We start from the raw sequence: 17,534 nt of genomic DNA on the forward strand, positions 1-17,534 counted from the left end.
TTAACAATATTATCTAATACCAAAGAATTTCTTTACCTTTGTAAAGACTCCCTTTTCTTCATCTAATACTTGAAGAGGAACAGATTCTCCTAAAATTCTTCTAGCAATATTTCGGTATGCAAGTGATGCTTTACTTGAGGGATCAAGTGCAATTGGCTCTCCGCTATTAGATGCACGAATAACACTATCGTCATCAGCTACAATGCCTAACAGATCAATGGCAAGAACTGAAATGATTTCATCCACATCTAGCATTTCACCTGTTTTCATCATGTGATTACGAATACGGTTGACTACTAGCTTCGGTGGTTCAATTGCTTCTTTTTCTAGTAACCCAATAATACGGTCTGCATCACGAACAGAAGAAATTTCTGGTGTTGTAACAACAATTGCCTTGTCTGCACCAGCCACTGCGTTTTTAAAGCCTTGTTCAATACCTGCTGGACAATCGATAATAATATAATCATAGTCTTGTTTAAGTTCATTAATGAGCTTCTTCATTTGCTCGGGTTGAACCGCTGTTTTATCGACAGTTTGAGCCGCAGGTAATAAATATAAACACTCAAATCTTTTATCTTTAATCAACGCTTGGTGTGTTTTACAGCGTCCATTAATAACGTCAACTAAATCATAAATAATTCGGTTTTCAAGTCCCATTACCACATCTAAATTACGTAAGCCGATATCTGTATCAACTAAACAAACACGCTTTCCTGAAAGAGCAAGCGCAGTACCAATATTTGCAGAAGTTGTAGTTTTCCCTACGCCGCCTTTTCCAGATGTTATAACAATTGCCTCTCCCACGCTAAATTCCCCTCTCTAATCTTGTTAAATTTGGTCTTAGATGAGATAAAACCTGTAAACGATCAATGATGATTCTGTCTTCTTTATTTATATAAGCACATTCCATGTCGTTTGTCTCTTCATTGGAGAATTCAAGTGCTCTATTTAAAATATCACTGATTTTCAAACCCGTCGGCTTCATTACAGATGCAACGATTACCGCCTCAGTGTCACCATGAATACCAGCATAAGCATGTCCGCGAAGCGAACCCATGACAAATATATTCCCGCCAGCCATTACCGTTCCACCAGGATTTACATCTCCTATAAGTAATAAATCCCCAGGCACTTCTAGCACTTGTCCAGACCGAACCATTCTACAAACAGAAGTAATTTCGGATTGCTTCTTTAGCTCCTGTGCTTCAGCCTTTGAAATGACTTCACTTTCAATAGAGCCGACTACTAAGTTTTTCTTCTTACGAATTAATGTTCTTAGAAGCTCCTCTTCTTTCTTTGTTATGTACCGCATTCCTACTTTTACATGAACTGTGATAAGAGGACTTTCTTGCTGTATATGTTGATTTCCTGATAGCTTTTCCTCAATCTCCGTAATGAGTTCTTGAAAAGAACAACGATCATCGAGATGTAACGTTAAGCCATCCTTCGTTCCTTTTATTGTTACAAATTGTTGCTTACTGCCTTTCACTTACGCTCACCTCATATAGTAGAAATTCGACAGGAGCTTAGTATTTTCCTTCTTTTCCTACTCGAAAATCTTTTTCCAAACGTAGCATTTTAGAGACTTTCTGCTACTATAACTATATCATTTTTTTGCTAGTTTTACGTAACAAATTGACTTGTCATGAAAAATAGAAAAATTAGAAAAACTTGGCTAGCACCGAGTCCTTTGATAGGTGCTAGCCAAGTTTAATTGTACATCACTGATCGTTATTTGTATCAATAATTTTAAAAAATTGTCGTTTTAATGGTACAAATAATACAATCACGAACGCTAGATTTAAAATAAGCGTTGGAAGTAAACGAATTGACAGAAATTCAGAGGCAATCATTGACGTATTAGCTAATAAATATTGTATGCCATATACATAAAAATCTAATAAAGTAATCATGATCAAACTAATGAAGGTGACGGTAAAGGTATTAATCTGGAATAACTTAATAATCCAAGCAACAATGTATGCTAAAAATGTGAATGCAAACATATAAACACCTATCAAGTTTGTATATAACAAATCATATAAAATTCCTAATACGAATCCATAAATCATTCCTGTTCGAACATTTGTAAACATCGTGACAAAAACAACGATAATTAATACAAATCGTGGGACAAGAATTCGTTCCATACCAAAAAGTTCAGAAGGTAATACAGAAACAAACACACTTTCTAATATAAAGCATAAGAACGCGAGAGTAGGAAGAAACCATTTCCTCAATTCTCTTCCCCCTCTTTTTCACTTTCATTAATATCTTCTGCCCCCATCATCGTACGATCAACGACAATGACATGATCAATGTCATATAGATTAGCAGCAGGCTTCACATAAGCTGACTTCGTAAGCCCGTCTTCTGATGGAAATACTTCTGTGATTGTGCCTATAATTAAACCTTCTGGGAAAACACCGCCTTTTCCAGAGGAAATGACAATCTCTCCTTCTTTCACTTCCGCATCATATGGGATTCGTTTAAAAATTAAAGATTCTCTCGCTTCATCAAAGCCTTCAATTAAACCGAATGTATTCGTCTTCCCCTGAATAATTGCTGAAATTCGATTTGTACGGTCAGGTGCACTTAACAGTTGAATGGTGGATGTGAATGGTGATACGAATTTCACTTTACCAATGAATCCTTCTGATGTAATGACTGCCATATTTTCTGCAACGCCATGGTTACTTCCTCTATTTAACGTTAACATTTCATGCCAACGGTCTGGGTTTCTCGCAATAACAGTTGCATGAATTTCTTTAAACTCCCTGATACTTTCTGGTTTATCTAATAATGCTCTTAACTTTTCATTTTCATCTTCAAGTGATCTCGCCTTAACCGATAATTCCACATATTCTTCTAATTTAGCTTTTAATTCTTGATTTTCTTTATATGTGTTTTTGAGATTTTGCAGACCACCAACAAACTCTTTCACTTCTAGCGCTGGATAATGGAATACTCCTCCAACCCATCCCATCGTATCTTTAATAAACTGCTCCGGCCAAGTCAATTTTTCTCTATCATTTATCGAAAAGCCAATCAATGCCACTAAAATAATGATACTGACTAATAAAATGATAAGCCGCTTGTTTAAAAAGAACTGTGGCATGATCCTCACCCTCTTTATATCGTTAGTTCTCTATTTAGTAGGCTCTATTTTAGTTAAAATATGTATTCTCTTGGGAATGTTGATTCTTTCACCGAAGAAAGACCTAAGAAATCTTCTTAGGTCCATCGGTTAGTATCTACGGTTTGAATACTTTGCTTTATTCTTAAATAGATCGATGTTATCTAATGATTTCCCAGTGCCGATTGCGACACAGTCTAGCGGATTTTCTGCGACAAGTACAGGCATACTTGTTTCTTCGCTAATCACTTTATCTAAGTTTCGAAGTAAAGCTCCACCACCTGTTAACACGATACCACGGTCCATTATATCAGCCGCTAGTTCTGGTGGAGTTTTCTCTAATGTTACTTTAACTGCTTCTACAATCGCAGTAACAGTATCCTTCAATGCATCTGCTACTTCTTTTGCAGAAATTGAAATTGTTTTTGGTAACCCAGTTAGCAGGTCACGCCCACGAATATCAATGTTTTCGATACCTTCTGGTGAACCAGCAGACCCGGCTTCTACTTTCAACATCTCTGCTGTACGTTCGCCGATCATTAAATTATAGTTCTTCTTTATATATTGAATGATTGCATCGTCCATTTCATCTCCGGCAATACGAATGGATTCACTCGTTACAATTCCACCTAATGAAATGATGGCAACTTCAGTTGTTCCTCCACCGATATCAACAACCATACTACCTGTTGGTTCCCAAACTGGAAGGTTTGCTCCAATTGCAGCAGCAAATGGCTCTTCAATAGTGAAAGCCTCTCTTGCTCCTGCTTGCTTTGCAGCTTCAATAACAGCACGTTCCTCAACCTCTGTAATTCCAGAAGGAACACAAATCATGACATATGGTTTTCCAGAGAAAAAGCTTTTATTTTTTAAAGCTTGTTTTATGTAATATTTCATCATCGTTGTTGTCGTTTCATAATCAGCAATAACTCCGTCTTTCATTGGTCTAGTTGCAATGACATTACCAGGAGTACGACCGATCATGTTTTTCGCATCATTACCAACGGCAACAATATGCTTGGAGTTCGTTTGTACCGCTACCACCGACGGTTCGCGTACAACAATCCCTTTACCTTTTACATATACTAACGTATTCGCCGTTCCTAAATCTATTCCAAGGTCTCTTGTACCAAGCATGTATGTATCTTCCTTTCTAACCTTTTTATGATGTCAGGGCATTTGACATGCTCTTCTATATGTTGTTCAAAAAGGCCAGTTTCTCTTTTTGAACTAGCTCTATTCATAACAATATGTTTGCTGTTTTCGTATCATACTAGTTTTAACTAGTTAAAAAACTCACAAAGAGTATTATAAATGATGTGACTCGAAAAGGATAGTACTACACATATCCTTTTTCTTTCAGACTAACAAATTTCCCATCTCCAATAATGAGATGATCTAATAAATCGATTCCGATAATTTTTCCACATTCTGATAATCGTTTTGTCACTTCAATATCTTCTTTACTTGGAGCTGGGTCTCCAGACGGATGATTATGAATGCATATTATAGAGGCTGCAGAACGTCTAAAGGCTTCCTTAAACACTTCGCGTGGGTGAACAATGGAGGCGTTTAAACTCCCGATAAATATCGTTTGTTTATGAAGAACTTGGTTTTTCGTATTTAAATAGAGGCAAACAAAATGCTCTTGTGTTAAGAATCGCATATCTTCCATGACATATCTTGCTCCATCCTCTGGGGAACGAATGACAAATCGTTCATCATAGCGCAGGTTTCCAATTCTTCTTCCTAACTCAATAGCTGCCATAATTTGAATGGCTTTTGTTTTTCCTATCCCCTTCATCATCGTAAGCTCTTCAATTGTCGCATCCTTTAGCATTCGTAATCCTTCAAAATGATTTAATAACCGGTTCGCAAGCTGCAAGACGGATTCTTCCTTAGATCCGGTTCGTAGTAAGATAGCTAGCAGTTCATGGTTTGATAAACTTTTCGGTCCGTCAACGAGTAACCGTTCTCTCGGTCTTTCATCCTGTGGAAAGTCTCTAATCATTAATGAAGCACTTTGTACCAAAAACTCTTTTCCCCCTTATGGCTTAAAACCAAGTTTCTTTAACTCCCTAATTAAAGTTGAAACTGGTAAACCAACGACGGAAAAATAATCACCTTTTATTTCCTTAACAAATGCAGCTCCTAATCCTTGTATGCCATAGGAACCAGCCTTATCAAAAGGTTCTTTACTCTGAATATACTGCTTGATGTCTTCCTTGGATAATGGCCAAAACGTAACTTCTGTGTCAACATAAAAGGAATGTACACTACCCGCTTTAACAAGTGCTACACCTGTTAAAACATGATGAGTAGTACCAGATAACATAGAGAGCATTTTAAAGGCTTCTTCTTCGTCCTTTGGTTTACCTAATATGTTTGTATTTTTTACGACAATCGTATCTGCTCCCACCACGATAGAATTCGGATATTGTTTCGCAACGTCACGTGCCTTTTGGGAGGCGAGCGAAACGACTACTTCTTCTGGTGTATGGGAAGGATTAATAATCTCTTCGATGGTGCTAGCCGAAACGTCAAATGTAATTCCGAGGTTAGTGAGTAGTTCTTTTCGTCTAGGAGACGAAGAGGCTAAAATGAGGTGTTGCATATCATCACCTAACTTCATTTGGTTTTTGAGGAAGATACAATACAACACAATCATACCACCCTCTACCAAATTCTACAAATTTTAAAAAACAGAATTATTATAGCCCTATTTTCCATTTTTTAAGCATTTTCGTTATTTATAGAACAAATAGAAATGGGAAGAAGCGATATATACTTCGCTTCTTCCCACGACTTTTTGTCCATCATTCGACAGCATTATTTTTGCTCTAAAATCCATTTTTGATAGATTTGGTAACACGTTAATAATGTTTGTTGTGTGCTCCAAAAATCTTTCGTATCTCCACTAGATTCGTAGCTGGCAGCTTTTTCATATGCATCTTTTACTGCGGAAATATAAGAGGCAGAACTTGACTGTTCATCTGATTTCTTTAATGTTTCGGCTGCTTTTGTGATTTCTGCCCATTCAATCGCTTGAGTAGTAGAAGAATACTTATTCGTTGTATAGGAAAGCAATTGATCAAAAAGCTGTCTTGCCTTTAGTACTTCCGGATCTGCTGTCACATTTTTCTCAGGAGTGGAAATGGACTTCACATATGTATCCTGACCTTGTTCGTTATATGGTTTACTAATTGCTGTCCCTATCTCCTTAGTAAATCCAATTCCAATAAATAAAAAATGATTTCCATCTATGCTCATAGATGTGCTAGCAAAACCCTTATTCTTTAATTCTTCCATAATCGGAGTAGCTTGAGTTTCAGACGAAAACGCGCCTCCTTGTACTAAAAAGACATCTAAACTAGGTGCAGTAAAAGATTCTTTGTTGACCTCTCCTGCCCCTTTACCATCGTTTTCGGAACCTTTGCCCGGTGTAGCCTTTTCCACCTGTTCCGTCTGATTGGTTGCTACGGGAATTGTCTCACCCGTAAACATTCTAAGCACAACCATTCCAAAACACGTACCTACAACAAGGGCAGAAACGATCGATAACAGAAGAGTTTTCAGAGGATAAGCTTCTTTATTTTTTTTCTTCTTGAATGAACTTCCTACTGTAAAGGACGTGATCGTGGGTGTTTTCTTCTTTCTTAAGTCATCAATATCCACAATGCTTTCCCTATTAAACGTGTGATCTCGAACAGGCTGCTTTGGTAAGACCCAGTCAAATTCATCTTCTTCTTGGTTTGCAGCTGCAATTTCTTCCTTTGCGAGTACTTCATCAATATCGACAATCGTTAGCTCTTCTTCATAATCAGTTTCTATTGGCTTCTCTCGAACACTCTTCTTTTCTACCTTTTCTGTTTCCGATGTCGCTTCAAAAAACGACCGCTCTTTTCCATTGATTTTTATGGTCACTTTAGGCTTGTCCATCCTCACACCTCCTACTTTGTCGTAATTTCTCAAGAATACTTTTCATCACTGTAACATATACAAAAAAAAAAATAACAAGACATTTGTCGTCTTGTTAAGAAAGGTTTTCGTCATTATTCGCTATTTCTCTTCGCGATCGGGAATCTTTAAAATTTGTCCAGCGTATAATGTATCAGTAATCAGTTCATTTGCTTCCTTTATTAGCTCTTCTCCACTTCGGTCTTCATAATATTTCTGCGAAATCGAGTAAAGTGTTTCACCAGATTGTACAGTGTGTTCCTTAAAAGAATCAGAAACTCTTTCGATATGATTCACTGCATCTTCTGTTGAGGTTGTATCCCTGCTTGAATTGAAAGAAGTCTTCGGTACAACAGGTACTAGCGGATTCATTTTCGCACTTGGATCTGGAACGTCTAGAGATGGAAGTTGTTCTTTTAACTCCTCTAACTTCGGATAATAAAATGTTGTTACCCTTACTGTATACGTTAATTTATCTGGTACGTCATCTGTTGTAATAACTTCTTTATTACCTGAAAAGTTTAATTCATCTACCTTTGTTATTCGACTCGATTGTTCTATTGCACTTAAAAAGGCTTCAAGTTCAAAATAAGTTGGTGCTTCAACTGTTAGTAAAACAGAGACACTTTCAATTCCATCTGGAATAACGCCAGTCCTAGCCTCATCATTAGACTCCACTTCTTCAGTATTCTCATTCCCTTGAGCTTCTTCAATGTATTCCTCCACAACCGTTGAAGCTGTTTCAACCGTTTCTACACCAAAATCCATTGATGTGATAAAGCTTTCAGAAATGGTCTCTGCCTTTTCAAGATCTAGTAGAAACTGTTCAACGAGTGGATCAACTGGCAGTTTCTTTTGGAGTTGTAATGTTCCCTCACTGTCTACCTTCTGCTTATTTTCAATTCGCGCCTCAGCGCCAGCGAGTAAAGCTTCTTCACTTATAAGTTTCTTTTCAACATCATGAAGAGTTTCTTGTTTTGGCTTGATAAGCATGAAGTAGATAAAGGATATCATAGCAAAGGAAAGTATCAAGACAAGAGAAAGTATAATGGTTTCTTTCTTCGATAAATGTAACCTCATTCTGCAACCTCCTCCTTTTCGGAGTCTTTGATTGCGCGATTATTTAACTTTAACTGATATTGAGCAATATATCTTGGCAGTAGAAAGGCAGTATATTGTTTAACATCAGGTTCGTCATCTGAGACGCTTGTAATGATGCTCGATAAGGCCACATCATTTATCATCGGGGAATCCTTCAAACTTTTATAATAATAAGCTGCCTCTCGACTTGTATCAAATTGAACAGTAAAGTTCACTTGTGTCTCTGCTGTATAGTCAAAGTTCAACACATAGCCTCGTTCTGGAAGCAGGCTCGACAAATGACGAATTAACGGTACAGTAGGCACTGACTGTTCTTCAGCCCACTCTATTGCGCTCGTTAATTCTGTTATGGCCGATGAAGAAGCATAGTCTTTTAACTTTTGCTCCTGCTTGGTACGTAACAATTTCGTATCTTGTAACTTCTTTTGAGCGTATGTTGTTTCGTTTTGAAGACGGTCATATTCAAGATATAAAAAAATAGAAACAATAGCCGTAAGTAAAATTAACCCAGCAACTATAATGGGAAATGTATATTTTTTCTTTTGTTTTTCGGGTAATAGATTTATATCGACTAACATGCTACACCCCTATTTTAAGGAAAGTCCAATTAATTCATGATATCTCGTTGGAATAGCTTGTCCATTCTTTGCTATAAGTTCGACATTATGAAGATTATGAATTCCCAGGTTAAAAGTATTTTTACAAGATTGGATGAAGCGATCGAGATTAGGATGATCTCCTGTAATAGATAATTTCGAGACCTGGTCTTTCCCTTTTGTTAATGAGAAACGATAAAAGCTCATCACTCGTTCCAGCTCTGATAACGCGTCAGCTAATTGAGTTTGTAAACTTTCTTCTTCTCCATTCCAATATAGTTGATCACCAAGTTCTATATCTCGTTTGATATCCCATGTACCACCATCAAGATTTAGTCTTACATGTCTAGTGAAAATTGGGACATGCTTATGAAAGATCGTGATATTCATTGAATCAACGGTTAGTTTGAGAGTCAGTAAGTGGTCGTCAGGATGAATAAGGTCAGCATGGTATAGGAAACGGTAAAAGGATAGTGCAGTCAGATCAGCTGCTATTGGTTTTAATTTCACCTCTTGAAGCAATTCTTTATACTCGATAACAATATTTTCAGGTGCCCCCACTAGTAATACATCTTTTTTCCCATCTGTTTGACCAATAACGGACGTATCAAATATTGGCTCATCAAAAGGAAGATGTAACGTTTCACCTAACTCCAAATATAAGTGACCCCTCACTTCATCGTCTGGTACATGATCATCTACTTCTACTCTTCGTACAACAACAAACGGATCGGGTACAATAAATAGTGCACGCTTCCCTCTGAGTTTCCAATCACTCATACACTCTTCTAAAATCATCGACAGCGTTTCTCGTTCAACAATCTTCCCTTCGGTGACAAGTCCTGCTGGCAGGGAACGCTCTCCATACGCATGATAGACTAGACTTTTAGAACTATTAGAAGAGACTACATATCGTATTGCATGATCTTCAATCATTAAGCTAACTTGCTTTTGACTAATCACGATATTCACCTACCGTTCCACTACGACAATTTAATCCAATTTATATACCATTCTACAATATTCTCACCAAAAAAATAACAAATAATTGCACTAACTGCGATAAAAGGCCCAAAGGGAATAGGTTGCTTACGAGATACAATACCCGTTAATAGGGCAACACCCCCTATTACAGAACCTAAAAGTGCAGCTAAAAAGAAAGAAAGTATAACACTTTGAAACCCTAACACCAATCCAATTAGAAAAGAAAGCTTCACATCTCCAAAACCCATTCCGTTACCTTTCGTAACGATTGCAATGAGTAACAACAATCCAAATCCCGCGAACGCTCCGAGGATTGAATCCCACCATGGGACCGTTGGTAAAAGGACACGAAGAATAATGAAAAAAGGCAAGAAAAATAAAAGAACTTTGTCGGGAATAATCATATACGCAATATCTGAAACCGATATAATAACAAGCATTGAAATAAATGATAGAGCTAGAAGCAGTTCCAATGACCAGCCTAGGGTTAGACCTGAATATAGAAATAAGAGACCTGTGATTAGTTCCATAATAGGATAAATGGGCGAGACTTTTGCCCCACATGTTTTACATTTTCCTCGTAAAAATATGTAAGAGAAAACTGGAATGAGTTCATATGAGGATAGTGTTCGATTGCAGGAGGTACAATGAGATCTAGGTGTCGAAATTGATTCATTTTGCGGAATACGAAGTCCGACTACGTTATAAAACGAGCCGAGTGTTAAACCAATGATAAATAAATAGGTTAAATAGAATAGTTCCATATTATCACCTCAATAATAAAAGAACCCCCTGGTGAGGGGGCACGAAATAATAGTAATTAACTAGCTGGTACTGTTGGTGTTACATAATCAGGTTTGGTAGTTTTTTCAGTACCTTCTGTGTATTTACCGGCATTATAAGTACCGTCAAATTCCACATCACCATCAAAAGGACTTAAAGGTGCAGCGTCTAAATACTTTGCAGCAACGAGCTCTTCTACAGAATATCCTTCATCTGTGCCTTCATCCTCTTCAGCGATTGCTGCTAATTTCCCTGCAGCTTCTATCATATCAATATTTGCTTGATATGCATCTTCTTTCGATTTTTCAATAATATTACTAATACTCGGCACAGCAATCCCCGCAATAATCCCTAAAATCACAATAACTGCAAGTAGTTCAACAAGTGTTAAACCTTTTTGTTCTTTCATCTTTTTCATAAAGTTTTTAACCATGATTCGTTTCCCCCTTAAATAATTCAATATCTATATCTCTGCTTAACTTGATGTCTTTGTATAGTTATAAAGTCATGCGAATTTTGTCATGTTCGCTCGCATAATGCTATTATACTATCAACTCGATTAGAATACTATTAGTGTTTTTTTCTTTTTTGGAAAAAAAATTATTACTATTTAGCCAATTTTTTCAAAGATTGTAAACATCGGTACGGCAATGGATGCGACAATACTCCCAACAACAAAAGCTAAAAGTACAATCATCATCGGCTCAATTAGCGATTTTATTTGATCTGTTGTTGCCTCAACTTCAGCCTCATAATAATCGGCTACTTTGTCCAGCATAACATCCAGGGAACCTGTCGTTTCTCCTACTGAAATCATCTGACTTACCATTGGTGGAAATACCCAATGACCCTTCATTGGTTCTGCTAATGGGCGACCTTGTTCAAGTGAAAGTCTGGATTGCCTAATAACTCTTGAAATCACTTCATTTCCTACAATTTTCTCGACTATCGAAACGGACTGAAGAATTGGAACTGCGCTGGCGAATAGTGAACTAAGAGTTCTTGTTAGTCTTGCAAGAGCCGCCTTTTGCAATAGTTTGCCGAATATAGGAAGCTTTAGAAGAAAATAATCAAAATAATAACGAAGTTCTTTATTATTCAGAACTATTGTAAGTCCAACGTAAATAGCAATCCCTACTAACAGTAACAACCACCAAAAATGTGTAAAAAAGCTGGATAACCATAGGACAAATCGTGTTATTGCTGGAAGTTCAGCTCCAAATGATGCAAACATATTCACAAAGGTTGGAACAACAACTGCCAGAAGAAAAATAACGATGACTATGGAAATACTTCCTACAACCAAGGGGTATGTCATTGCTGATTTTACCTTTTGTCTCGTACGGTTTTGTTTTTCATAATAGTCTGCAAGTCGGTCAAGAATTTCGTCCAGGTTCCCTCCCGCCTCACCAGCTCTCATCATATTAATGAATAATGGTGGAAACACTTTTCGATATTTCTCTGCTGCATCTGTATAAGGGATACCTGCTCTCAAACCTTCTTCAACATGATGTAATACTCTTTTTAAAATTTTATTACTAGTTTGCTCATGTAAAATATTCGTGGCTTCAACTAATGGAATCCCTGCTTTTAACAGCGTTGAGAATTGGCGGACATATACGACAAAATCTCGGAGCTTAATTTTTTCTTGCCCAAACTTTATTTCACGATAAAGAATTCCAGTTAATTCATTAATGTGAATGACAGCAATTCCTTTTTCCCGTAAGATTGTCGTTGCCTCTCGTTTTGTTTCTCCTTGAATCTTTCCTGAAACCTTGATGCCACGTTTATCTCTACCCTCGTATTTAAAAATTGGCATCTAGACGCCACTCTCCTGTAAAAAAGGTGCTGCTGTTTCTCTTGAAATAACCTTTTCTTCAAGTAGCTCCTTGATTGACATTTCAAACGTATGCATTCCGCCGGATTTGCTTGTTTGCATCACGCTATGAATTTGATGGATCTTTTCATTTCGAATTAAGTTTTTAATAGCGGCATTATTAATTAATATTTCATTAGCGGTGACTCTTCCTGAACGATCAGCAGTTGGTAGCAGACGCTGTGAAATAACAGCTGCTAAAACAGCTGCCAGCTGTATTCTAACTTGAGCCTGCTGACTCGGGGGAAAAACGTCAATAATTCGATCAATTGTCGAAGGAGCATTCGTCGTATGAAGTGTACCTAGAACTAAATGCCCTGTTTCGGCTGCTGTAATCGCAGTTGAAATCGTTTCAAGATCACGCATCTCACCAACAAGGATGACATCAGGATCTTGTCGTAAACATGCCCTGAGGCCATTTGAGAAGTTTTGTGTATCAAAACCAACTTCCCGCTGATCAATAATACAATGTTTATGCTTATGTAAATATTCAATCGGATCCTCGAGTGTAATAATATGTCTTCTCATATTTTGATTCATATAATCAATCATAGACGCAAGCGTTGTAGATTTCCCGCTTCCTGTTGGACCCGTTACTAAAACAAGCCCTTGCTGTTTAGCTGCGATTTCTTTCAACACCATCGGCATTCCAAGATCCTCTAAGCTAGGAATTGTCGTTGGAACAACTCGAATGGCTAAGCTGATACACGAGCGTTGGCGATAAATATTTACACGAAAGCGAGAGACACCGGGTATCCCGTAAGAGAAATCTAATTCCCCTTTTTCCTCAAACTTTCTCCAAGAGTCTCCAGTTACAATTCCTTTTGCCATTTCTTCTGTATCCTGTGGAGTAAGAGCATCCTTTCCATATTGCTTTAAATCACCGTGAATTCTCATAATCGGCGGAACACCGATAGTAAGATGAATATCGGAGGCACCGATTTCAAAGGCTGCACGTAATATATGATCTAATCTTTCCTGCATAGCTTGTCCTCCTAATCACTTAACGCTACTCGTAAAACTTCTTGAACAGTCGTCAAACCTTGCTTTACTTTTAATAATCCATCATCAATAAGGAAAATCATCCCGTTGCGTAGTGCATATTCTCTTAAGGAATGAACAGAGTTATTATTCATCATCATACTTCTCATTTGATCATCAATAACGAGCACTTCATGTATGGCGAGTCTTCCTTTATATCCCGTGTCATTACATGCTTTACAACCTCGGCCTGTGAATACTTGTTCAACCTTTAAACCACGCTTTTGAAACACGTTTTGTTCCATTTCAGTAGGTGGATGAGCAACTGAACATTCGTTACAAATTTTTCGAACAAGGCGCTGTGCCACTATGCCTGAAAGTGATGATACAACTAAAAACGGTTCAATTCCCATATCAAATAGTCGTGGTATTGTTCCAATGGCACTATTTGTATGCATCGTGCTTAATACTAGGTGACCTGTCAGTGATGCCCTGATGGCAATTTCTGCTGTTTCTGCATCACGTATTTCACCGACCATCACTACATTCGGATCTTGTCGTAAGATTGAACGAAGACCATTTGCAAAGGTTAGTCCAACTTGATGATTTACTTGTACTTGGTTAATTCCCTCCACCTGGTACTCAACAGGATCCTCAATCGTAATGATATTAACATCTTCCGTGTTAATGTGATTTACCGCTGAATATACGGTTGAAGTTTTCCCTGATCCAGTTGGCCCTGTTACTAAAACCATTCCCGATGGTCTCTCGATAAGGTTAATAAACCGTTGCAAGTTAACTTTATTAAAGCTCATTTGTGAAAGTTTCATTAAGGCATTGCTTAAATCTAATACACGAATAACAACCTTTTCTCCAAAAACGGTAGGCAAAATGGAAATACGTAAATCAACACTCGTATAATCTAGATTCAGTTTAATTCTACCGTCCTGAGGAAGACGGGTTTCAGTAATATTTAAATTAGCCATAATTTTTATACGCGCTGTTAAAACATTTTGTAATGCTTTTGGTAAAGTTCTTTCTGTTCTGAGTAACCCATCAACCCGGTATCTTACGAGCAACTTAGTTTCATGAGGATCAATATGGATATCACTCGCTTTTTGCTGAATTCCTGCTGTTAATATTTGATTTACTAATCGGATTGCTGGTGCGTTTTCACCATCTTGCTCCACATCGTTTGTTACTTGAAAGTCTTCTGGAAATTCCTCGATGTTATAGTACTTCCCAATCGCAGCAAGTATTTCATCACGTGCAGCAATAACTTGAGAAATCTGAAACCCTGTTGATAACCGCAAATCATCGATTGCGTAATAGTCCATAGGATCATTCATTGCAACAGTTAGCGTGTTACCCTCTTTTTTTATAGGAATTAAAAGATTACGTCTTGCAAAATCCTTTTGTACAAGGCTCATTAGACTAGCATCAATCGGATATCGATATAAGCTTATATGAGAGATACCAAGCTGTACCTCTAGTACTTCTATTAACTGTTGCTCGGAAATAATTCCTCTTTCAAGCAAAGCATCGCCAAGCTTTTGATTTTCTTTTTTCGTATGTAAAGCATCTTCAAGCTGTGCTTCTGTTATCAGACCTGCCTCTATAAGCAAATCCCCTAATCTCTTTCTCATTGCTGGCATGACCCTCACCCCTTTATTTGGAAAAATGATGATTAAATGTTTACTATTCCTCGCATTGTATAATAAAGTAGAGTTAATAATTGAAAAGTACGTTCTTTTTTGTCGAACTTTCTAAGAAGAGGGATCTGTGATGAAAACAAATACTCAAGCTGGCTTAACGTTACTAGAGGTTCTAGCTTCTATCGTTATAGTAGGATTAATTGTTACAACATTTTTTGGCTTCTTTTCTCAATCCATGCTGTTTTCTTCTAAAAATGAAGAAAATTTACAAGCCATTAATATTGCTAGAAAGATCTTAGTCGTTGTTCAAGAAGCAAAAGTATCAGACCTCGATCGTTTAGACAATGATACGAAATCTGAAATAGGTATAAAGAACGACGATCCATCTTTACCTTATTATATAGAAGATAAAAAGAATAATAAATATTATGTTAAAGTTGAGCCCATTTTAGATAAGGCTACTTATTCTCTTACACCTATTTCAGTCCAAGTTAGCACGACTCCATTCGAAGATGAAAATGCAAAAATAACAGAAACGTTCGGTTACGTTAAAGGTGTTGCCCATGAATAATCAAAAAGGAATTACATTAATTGAGGTGTTAGTTACACTCTCCATACTCGTAATCGTGAGTGGACTTGTTTATGGCGTTTTTTTTCAAAGCTTAACTTCCTATGAAAAAACACAAAGTCATGCACTTTTGAGACAAGAAGCGAACGTTATTTTGGCAGAGTTAACAGCTGCACATCGTAAATTAGATACCTATACTCTTTCTACAGACGAAAATAAAGCCATTTTTCTAAATGACGAGAACATAAGTAACAATGCCTTTTCCTACGAGCTTAACATAAATGGACAAGGAATCTCGAATTCAGTAAGAAGGATGAAAACAGATCAATTTATTGATGTGGAATTGACTGTTTCTGTTTCAAACGATGAAGAGCAAACCTTTACAATTTCTACCATTATCAACAAGGTATCCGGAGGTGACGACGTTGAAAATTAATGAACAAGGATCCACTCTAATTATCACGCTTCTAACAATAGTCGTCATCCTTATCTTTTCTTCAGTACTTATTAATACAACCTTAAATAGTGCTGCTCAAATCAATAAAACAGAACAAGATATACAAGCTACTCATCTAGCAGAGATGGGAGTCAGTTATTTTCATGAAGCAATCAAAACTGAAATAAATAGGATGAAAGAAGAAGGAATACCTTTATCTGTTGCAAATGTTACCGAAATGGTTAACAGAATTGTTAATAATGAAATAGTAATTGAAGAGGGATATTCATTTTTACTTAAACTTGAAGATACCCGTCCATATTATGATTCACAATTAAAAGAAATTGTGATTGCTTACCAAAGTATTGGTATTATCAAAGAATCTGAGAGGATTGAAAGGGTAATAACAGATAGAAAGAAACTAAGTGGGAAACTTGTACGTGTTGGTAACGGCGAGTTACCACCGCCTCAAAACCCCGACGGAGAACCATTTAATTCCAAAAACGAATTTGATCATTTATTTGCCCTTACAGTAAGACCAGTTACTATGCCTCCAGGAAGTCTTAATTTTGATGATCATGTAGTACAAACCAGCGAAAAGAAGTATGAAAATAGTGTTAGATTCACAAAACAATTAAAATTGAAATCTGGAGCAAGCCAATATGTTCGTGATGAGTTTTTAGTTGAAAGTCATTTAGAGTTAGAATCTCCTTCTACCTTGACAATTGGTGGAAATGCTCAGTTTGATGGGAAGGCAGACATTAAAAGTCGTTCTAATGTTGAAATTGGAAAATCCCTATTTGTTAATAATGAGCTACTTTTAGATTCACCATCTACACTTACTGTTGGTGGTGCTGCAGAGTTCGATCGTAAACTAGATGTAAAATCAGGTTCCTCTCTAACTGTTACGGAGTTTCTTCTGGTAAATGGAGAAACTCTAATAGATTCACCATCCACCATCAATGTTGGGGGCAATGCCAGGTTATTACATAAACTGGATGTAAAAAAAGGTAGCACATTCAAAGTTGGGAACAACTTATATGTTGATCTAGAAACTTTACTCGATTCACCTTCTTCATTAGATGTAGGTGGGAGCTTATGGATCGGTCACAAGTTAGATGTGAAAAGTGGATCTCAATTAACAGTTGGACACCACCTATTTGTTGATCACGAGACTCAAGTAGAGGGAAAAATTATGGTTGGTGGAAATGCATATTTTAAACACCCTGTAAAAGTAGATAATCGAAAAGGTAAGGTCTGTATATACGGAACTGCTACTTTCTCAGGTAATCAAGATCGGGCGATTATTGATGAAAATGCAACATCCTGTAACAATCAACCAACTGGCACGATTTATGTATTAAACAAACCAATTCCCCCAAGTAATAACGACGGAGAAGATGATCAGAACAATGGTGATGTGTTAATTGATTCGGAAGGCATTCAATATTGACACAAAAA

General features: G+C 37.1%; 19 protein-coding genes. 3 read left to right on the forward strand and 16 right to left on the reverse strand.

The genetic code is table 11. The features are described from left to right. Positions 1 to 9: 9 nt before the first annotated feature. From minD to JR050_RS19015, 16 genes are all read right to left on the reverse strand, one after another. Positions 10 to 804, reverse strand: a complete 795-nt coding sequence (gene minD / locus JR050_RS18940; RefSeq protein WP_204205225.1) for a septum site-determining protein MinD — start codon at positions 802 to 804, stop codon at positions 10 to 12. Between the two features lies 1 nt (position 805). After that, the gene (gene minC, locus JR050_RS18945; protein ID WP_204205226.1) at positions 806 to 1,489 is read right to left on the reverse strand and encodes a septum site-determining protein MinC; all 684 of its coding nucleotides are present in this window, start codon (positions 1,487 to 1,489) and stop codon (positions 806 to 808) included. A gap of 232 nt (positions 1,490 to 1,721) precedes the next feature. Next, a complete protein-coding gene (gene mreD / locus JR050_RS18950; protein ID WP_204205227.1) occupies positions 1,722 to 2,240 on the reverse strand; it encodes a rod shape-determining protein MreD in 519 nt (172 codons plus the stop codon). Continuing rightward, a complete protein-coding gene (gene mreC, locus JR050_RS18955) occupies positions 2,237 to 3,118 on the reverse strand; it encodes a rod shape-determining protein MreC (protein ID WP_204205228.1) in 882 nt (293 codons plus the stop codon). The genes mreD and mreC overlap by 4 nt, the downstream gene beginning before the upstream one ends. A 129-nt stretch (positions 3,119 to 3,247) precedes the next feature. Continuing rightward, positions 3,248 to 4,273 (reverse strand): rod shape-determining protein, encoded by a 1,026-nt coding sequence (locus tag JR050_RS18960; protein WP_204205229.1) that lies wholly within the window; start codon positions 4,271 to 4,273, stop codon positions 3,248 to 3,250. Between the two features lie 202 nt (positions 4,274 to 4,475). After that, the gene (gene radC, locus JR050_RS18965) at positions 4,476 to 5,147 is read right to left on the reverse strand and encodes a RadC family protein (protein WP_204205282.1); all 672 of its coding nucleotides are present in this window, start codon (positions 5,145 to 5,147) and stop codon (positions 4,476 to 4,478) included. Between the two features lie 36 nt (positions 5,148 to 5,183). Continuing rightward, complete coding sequence (locus JR050_RS18970; protein ID WP_204205283.1) at positions 5,184 to 5,750, reverse strand: Maf family protein; 567 nt, start codon at positions 5,748 to 5,750, stop codon at positions 5,184 to 5,186. A 215-nt stretch (positions 5,751 to 5,965) separates the two neighbouring features. Further along, positions 5,966 to 7,075 (reverse strand): hypothetical protein, encoded by a 1,110-nt coding sequence (locus JR050_RS18975; RefSeq protein ID WP_204205230.1) that lies wholly within the window; start codon positions 7,073 to 7,075, stop codon positions 5,966 to 5,968. 120 nt (positions 7,076 to 7,195) lie between these two features. Then, positions 7,196 to 8,173 (reverse strand): LysM peptidoglycan-binding domain-containing protein, encoded by a 978-nt coding sequence (locus JR050_RS18980; protein ID WP_204205231.1) that lies wholly within the window; start codon positions 8,171 to 8,173, stop codon positions 7,196 to 7,198. Then, entirely contained in the window at positions 8,170 to 8,772 is a 603-nt protein-coding gene (locus tag JR050_RS18985) for a PilN domain-containing protein (protein WP_204205232.1), read from the reverse strand. The genes JR050_RS18980 and JR050_RS18985 overlap by 4 nt, the downstream gene beginning before the upstream one ends. A gap of 9 nt (positions 8,773 to 8,781) precedes the next feature. Next, positions 8,782 to 9,753: a pilus assembly protein PilM gene (gene pilM, locus JR050_RS18990; protein WP_204205233.1), complete on the reverse strand. Its 972-nt coding sequence runs from the start codon at positions 9,751 to 9,753 to the stop codon at positions 8,782 to 8,784. Between the two features lie 20 nt (positions 9,754 to 9,773). Further along, a complete protein-coding gene (locus tag JR050_RS18995) occupies positions 9,774 to 10,538 on the reverse strand; it encodes a prepilin peptidase (RefSeq protein WP_204205234.1) in 765 nt (254 codons plus the stop codon). Between the two features lie 56 nt (positions 10,539 to 10,594). Beyond that, complete coding sequence (locus JR050_RS19000; RefSeq protein WP_204205235.1) at positions 10,595 to 10,990, reverse strand: competence type IV pilus major pilin ComGC; 396 nt, start codon at positions 10,988 to 10,990, stop codon at positions 10,595 to 10,597. A 177-nt stretch (positions 10,991 to 11,167) separates the two neighbouring features. Continuing rightward, positions 11,168 to 12,376 (reverse strand): type II secretion system F family protein, encoded by a 1,209-nt coding sequence (locus tag JR050_RS19005; RefSeq protein ID WP_204205236.1) that lies wholly within the window; start codon positions 12,374 to 12,376, stop codon positions 11,168 to 11,170. Continuing rightward, entirely contained in the window at positions 12,377 to 13,417 is a 1,041-nt protein-coding gene (locus JR050_RS19010; protein ID WP_204205237.1) for a type IV pilus twitching motility protein PilT, read from the reverse strand. It abuts the gene before it with no gap. An 11-nt stretch (positions 13,418 to 13,428) separates the two neighbouring features. Then, positions 13,429 to 15,069, reverse strand: a complete 1,641-nt coding sequence (locus JR050_RS19015; RefSeq protein WP_204205238.1) for a GspE/PulE family protein — start codon at positions 15,067 to 15,069, stop codon at positions 13,429 to 13,431. Positions 15,070 to 15,199: 130 nt separating this feature from the next. Here JR050_RS19015 and JR050_RS19020 point away from each other — a divergent pair, with 130 nt between their 5' ends. The 3 genes from JR050_RS19020 to JR050_RS19030 are packed head-to-tail and all read left to right on the forward strand — an operon-like array spanning position 15,200 to position 17,526. Then, complete coding sequence (locus JR050_RS19020; protein ID WP_204205239.1) at positions 15,200 to 15,640, forward strand: type IV pilus modification PilV family protein; 441 nt, start codon at positions 15,200 to 15,202, stop codon at positions 15,638 to 15,640. Further along, entirely contained in the window at positions 15,633 to 16,073 is a 441-nt protein-coding gene (locus JR050_RS19025; RefSeq protein WP_204205240.1) for a PulJ/GspJ family protein, read from the forward strand. The genes JR050_RS19020 and JR050_RS19025 overlap by 8 nt, the downstream gene beginning before the upstream one ends. After that, positions 16,063 to 17,526: a hypothetical protein gene (locus tag JR050_RS19030; RefSeq protein ID WP_204205241.1), complete on the forward strand. Its 1,464-nt coding sequence runs from the start codon at positions 16,063 to 16,065 to the stop codon at positions 17,524 to 17,526. The genes JR050_RS19025 and JR050_RS19030 overlap by 11 nt, the downstream gene beginning before the upstream one ends. Positions 17,527 to 17,534: the final 8 nt, after the last annotated feature.

It is taken from the genome of Bacillus suaedaesalsae (genome assembly GCF_016890225.1).
In the GTDB taxonomy this organism is placed as follows: Bacteria; Bacillota; Bacilli; order Bacillales; family SA4; genus Bacillus_BS; species Bacillus_BS suaedaesalsae.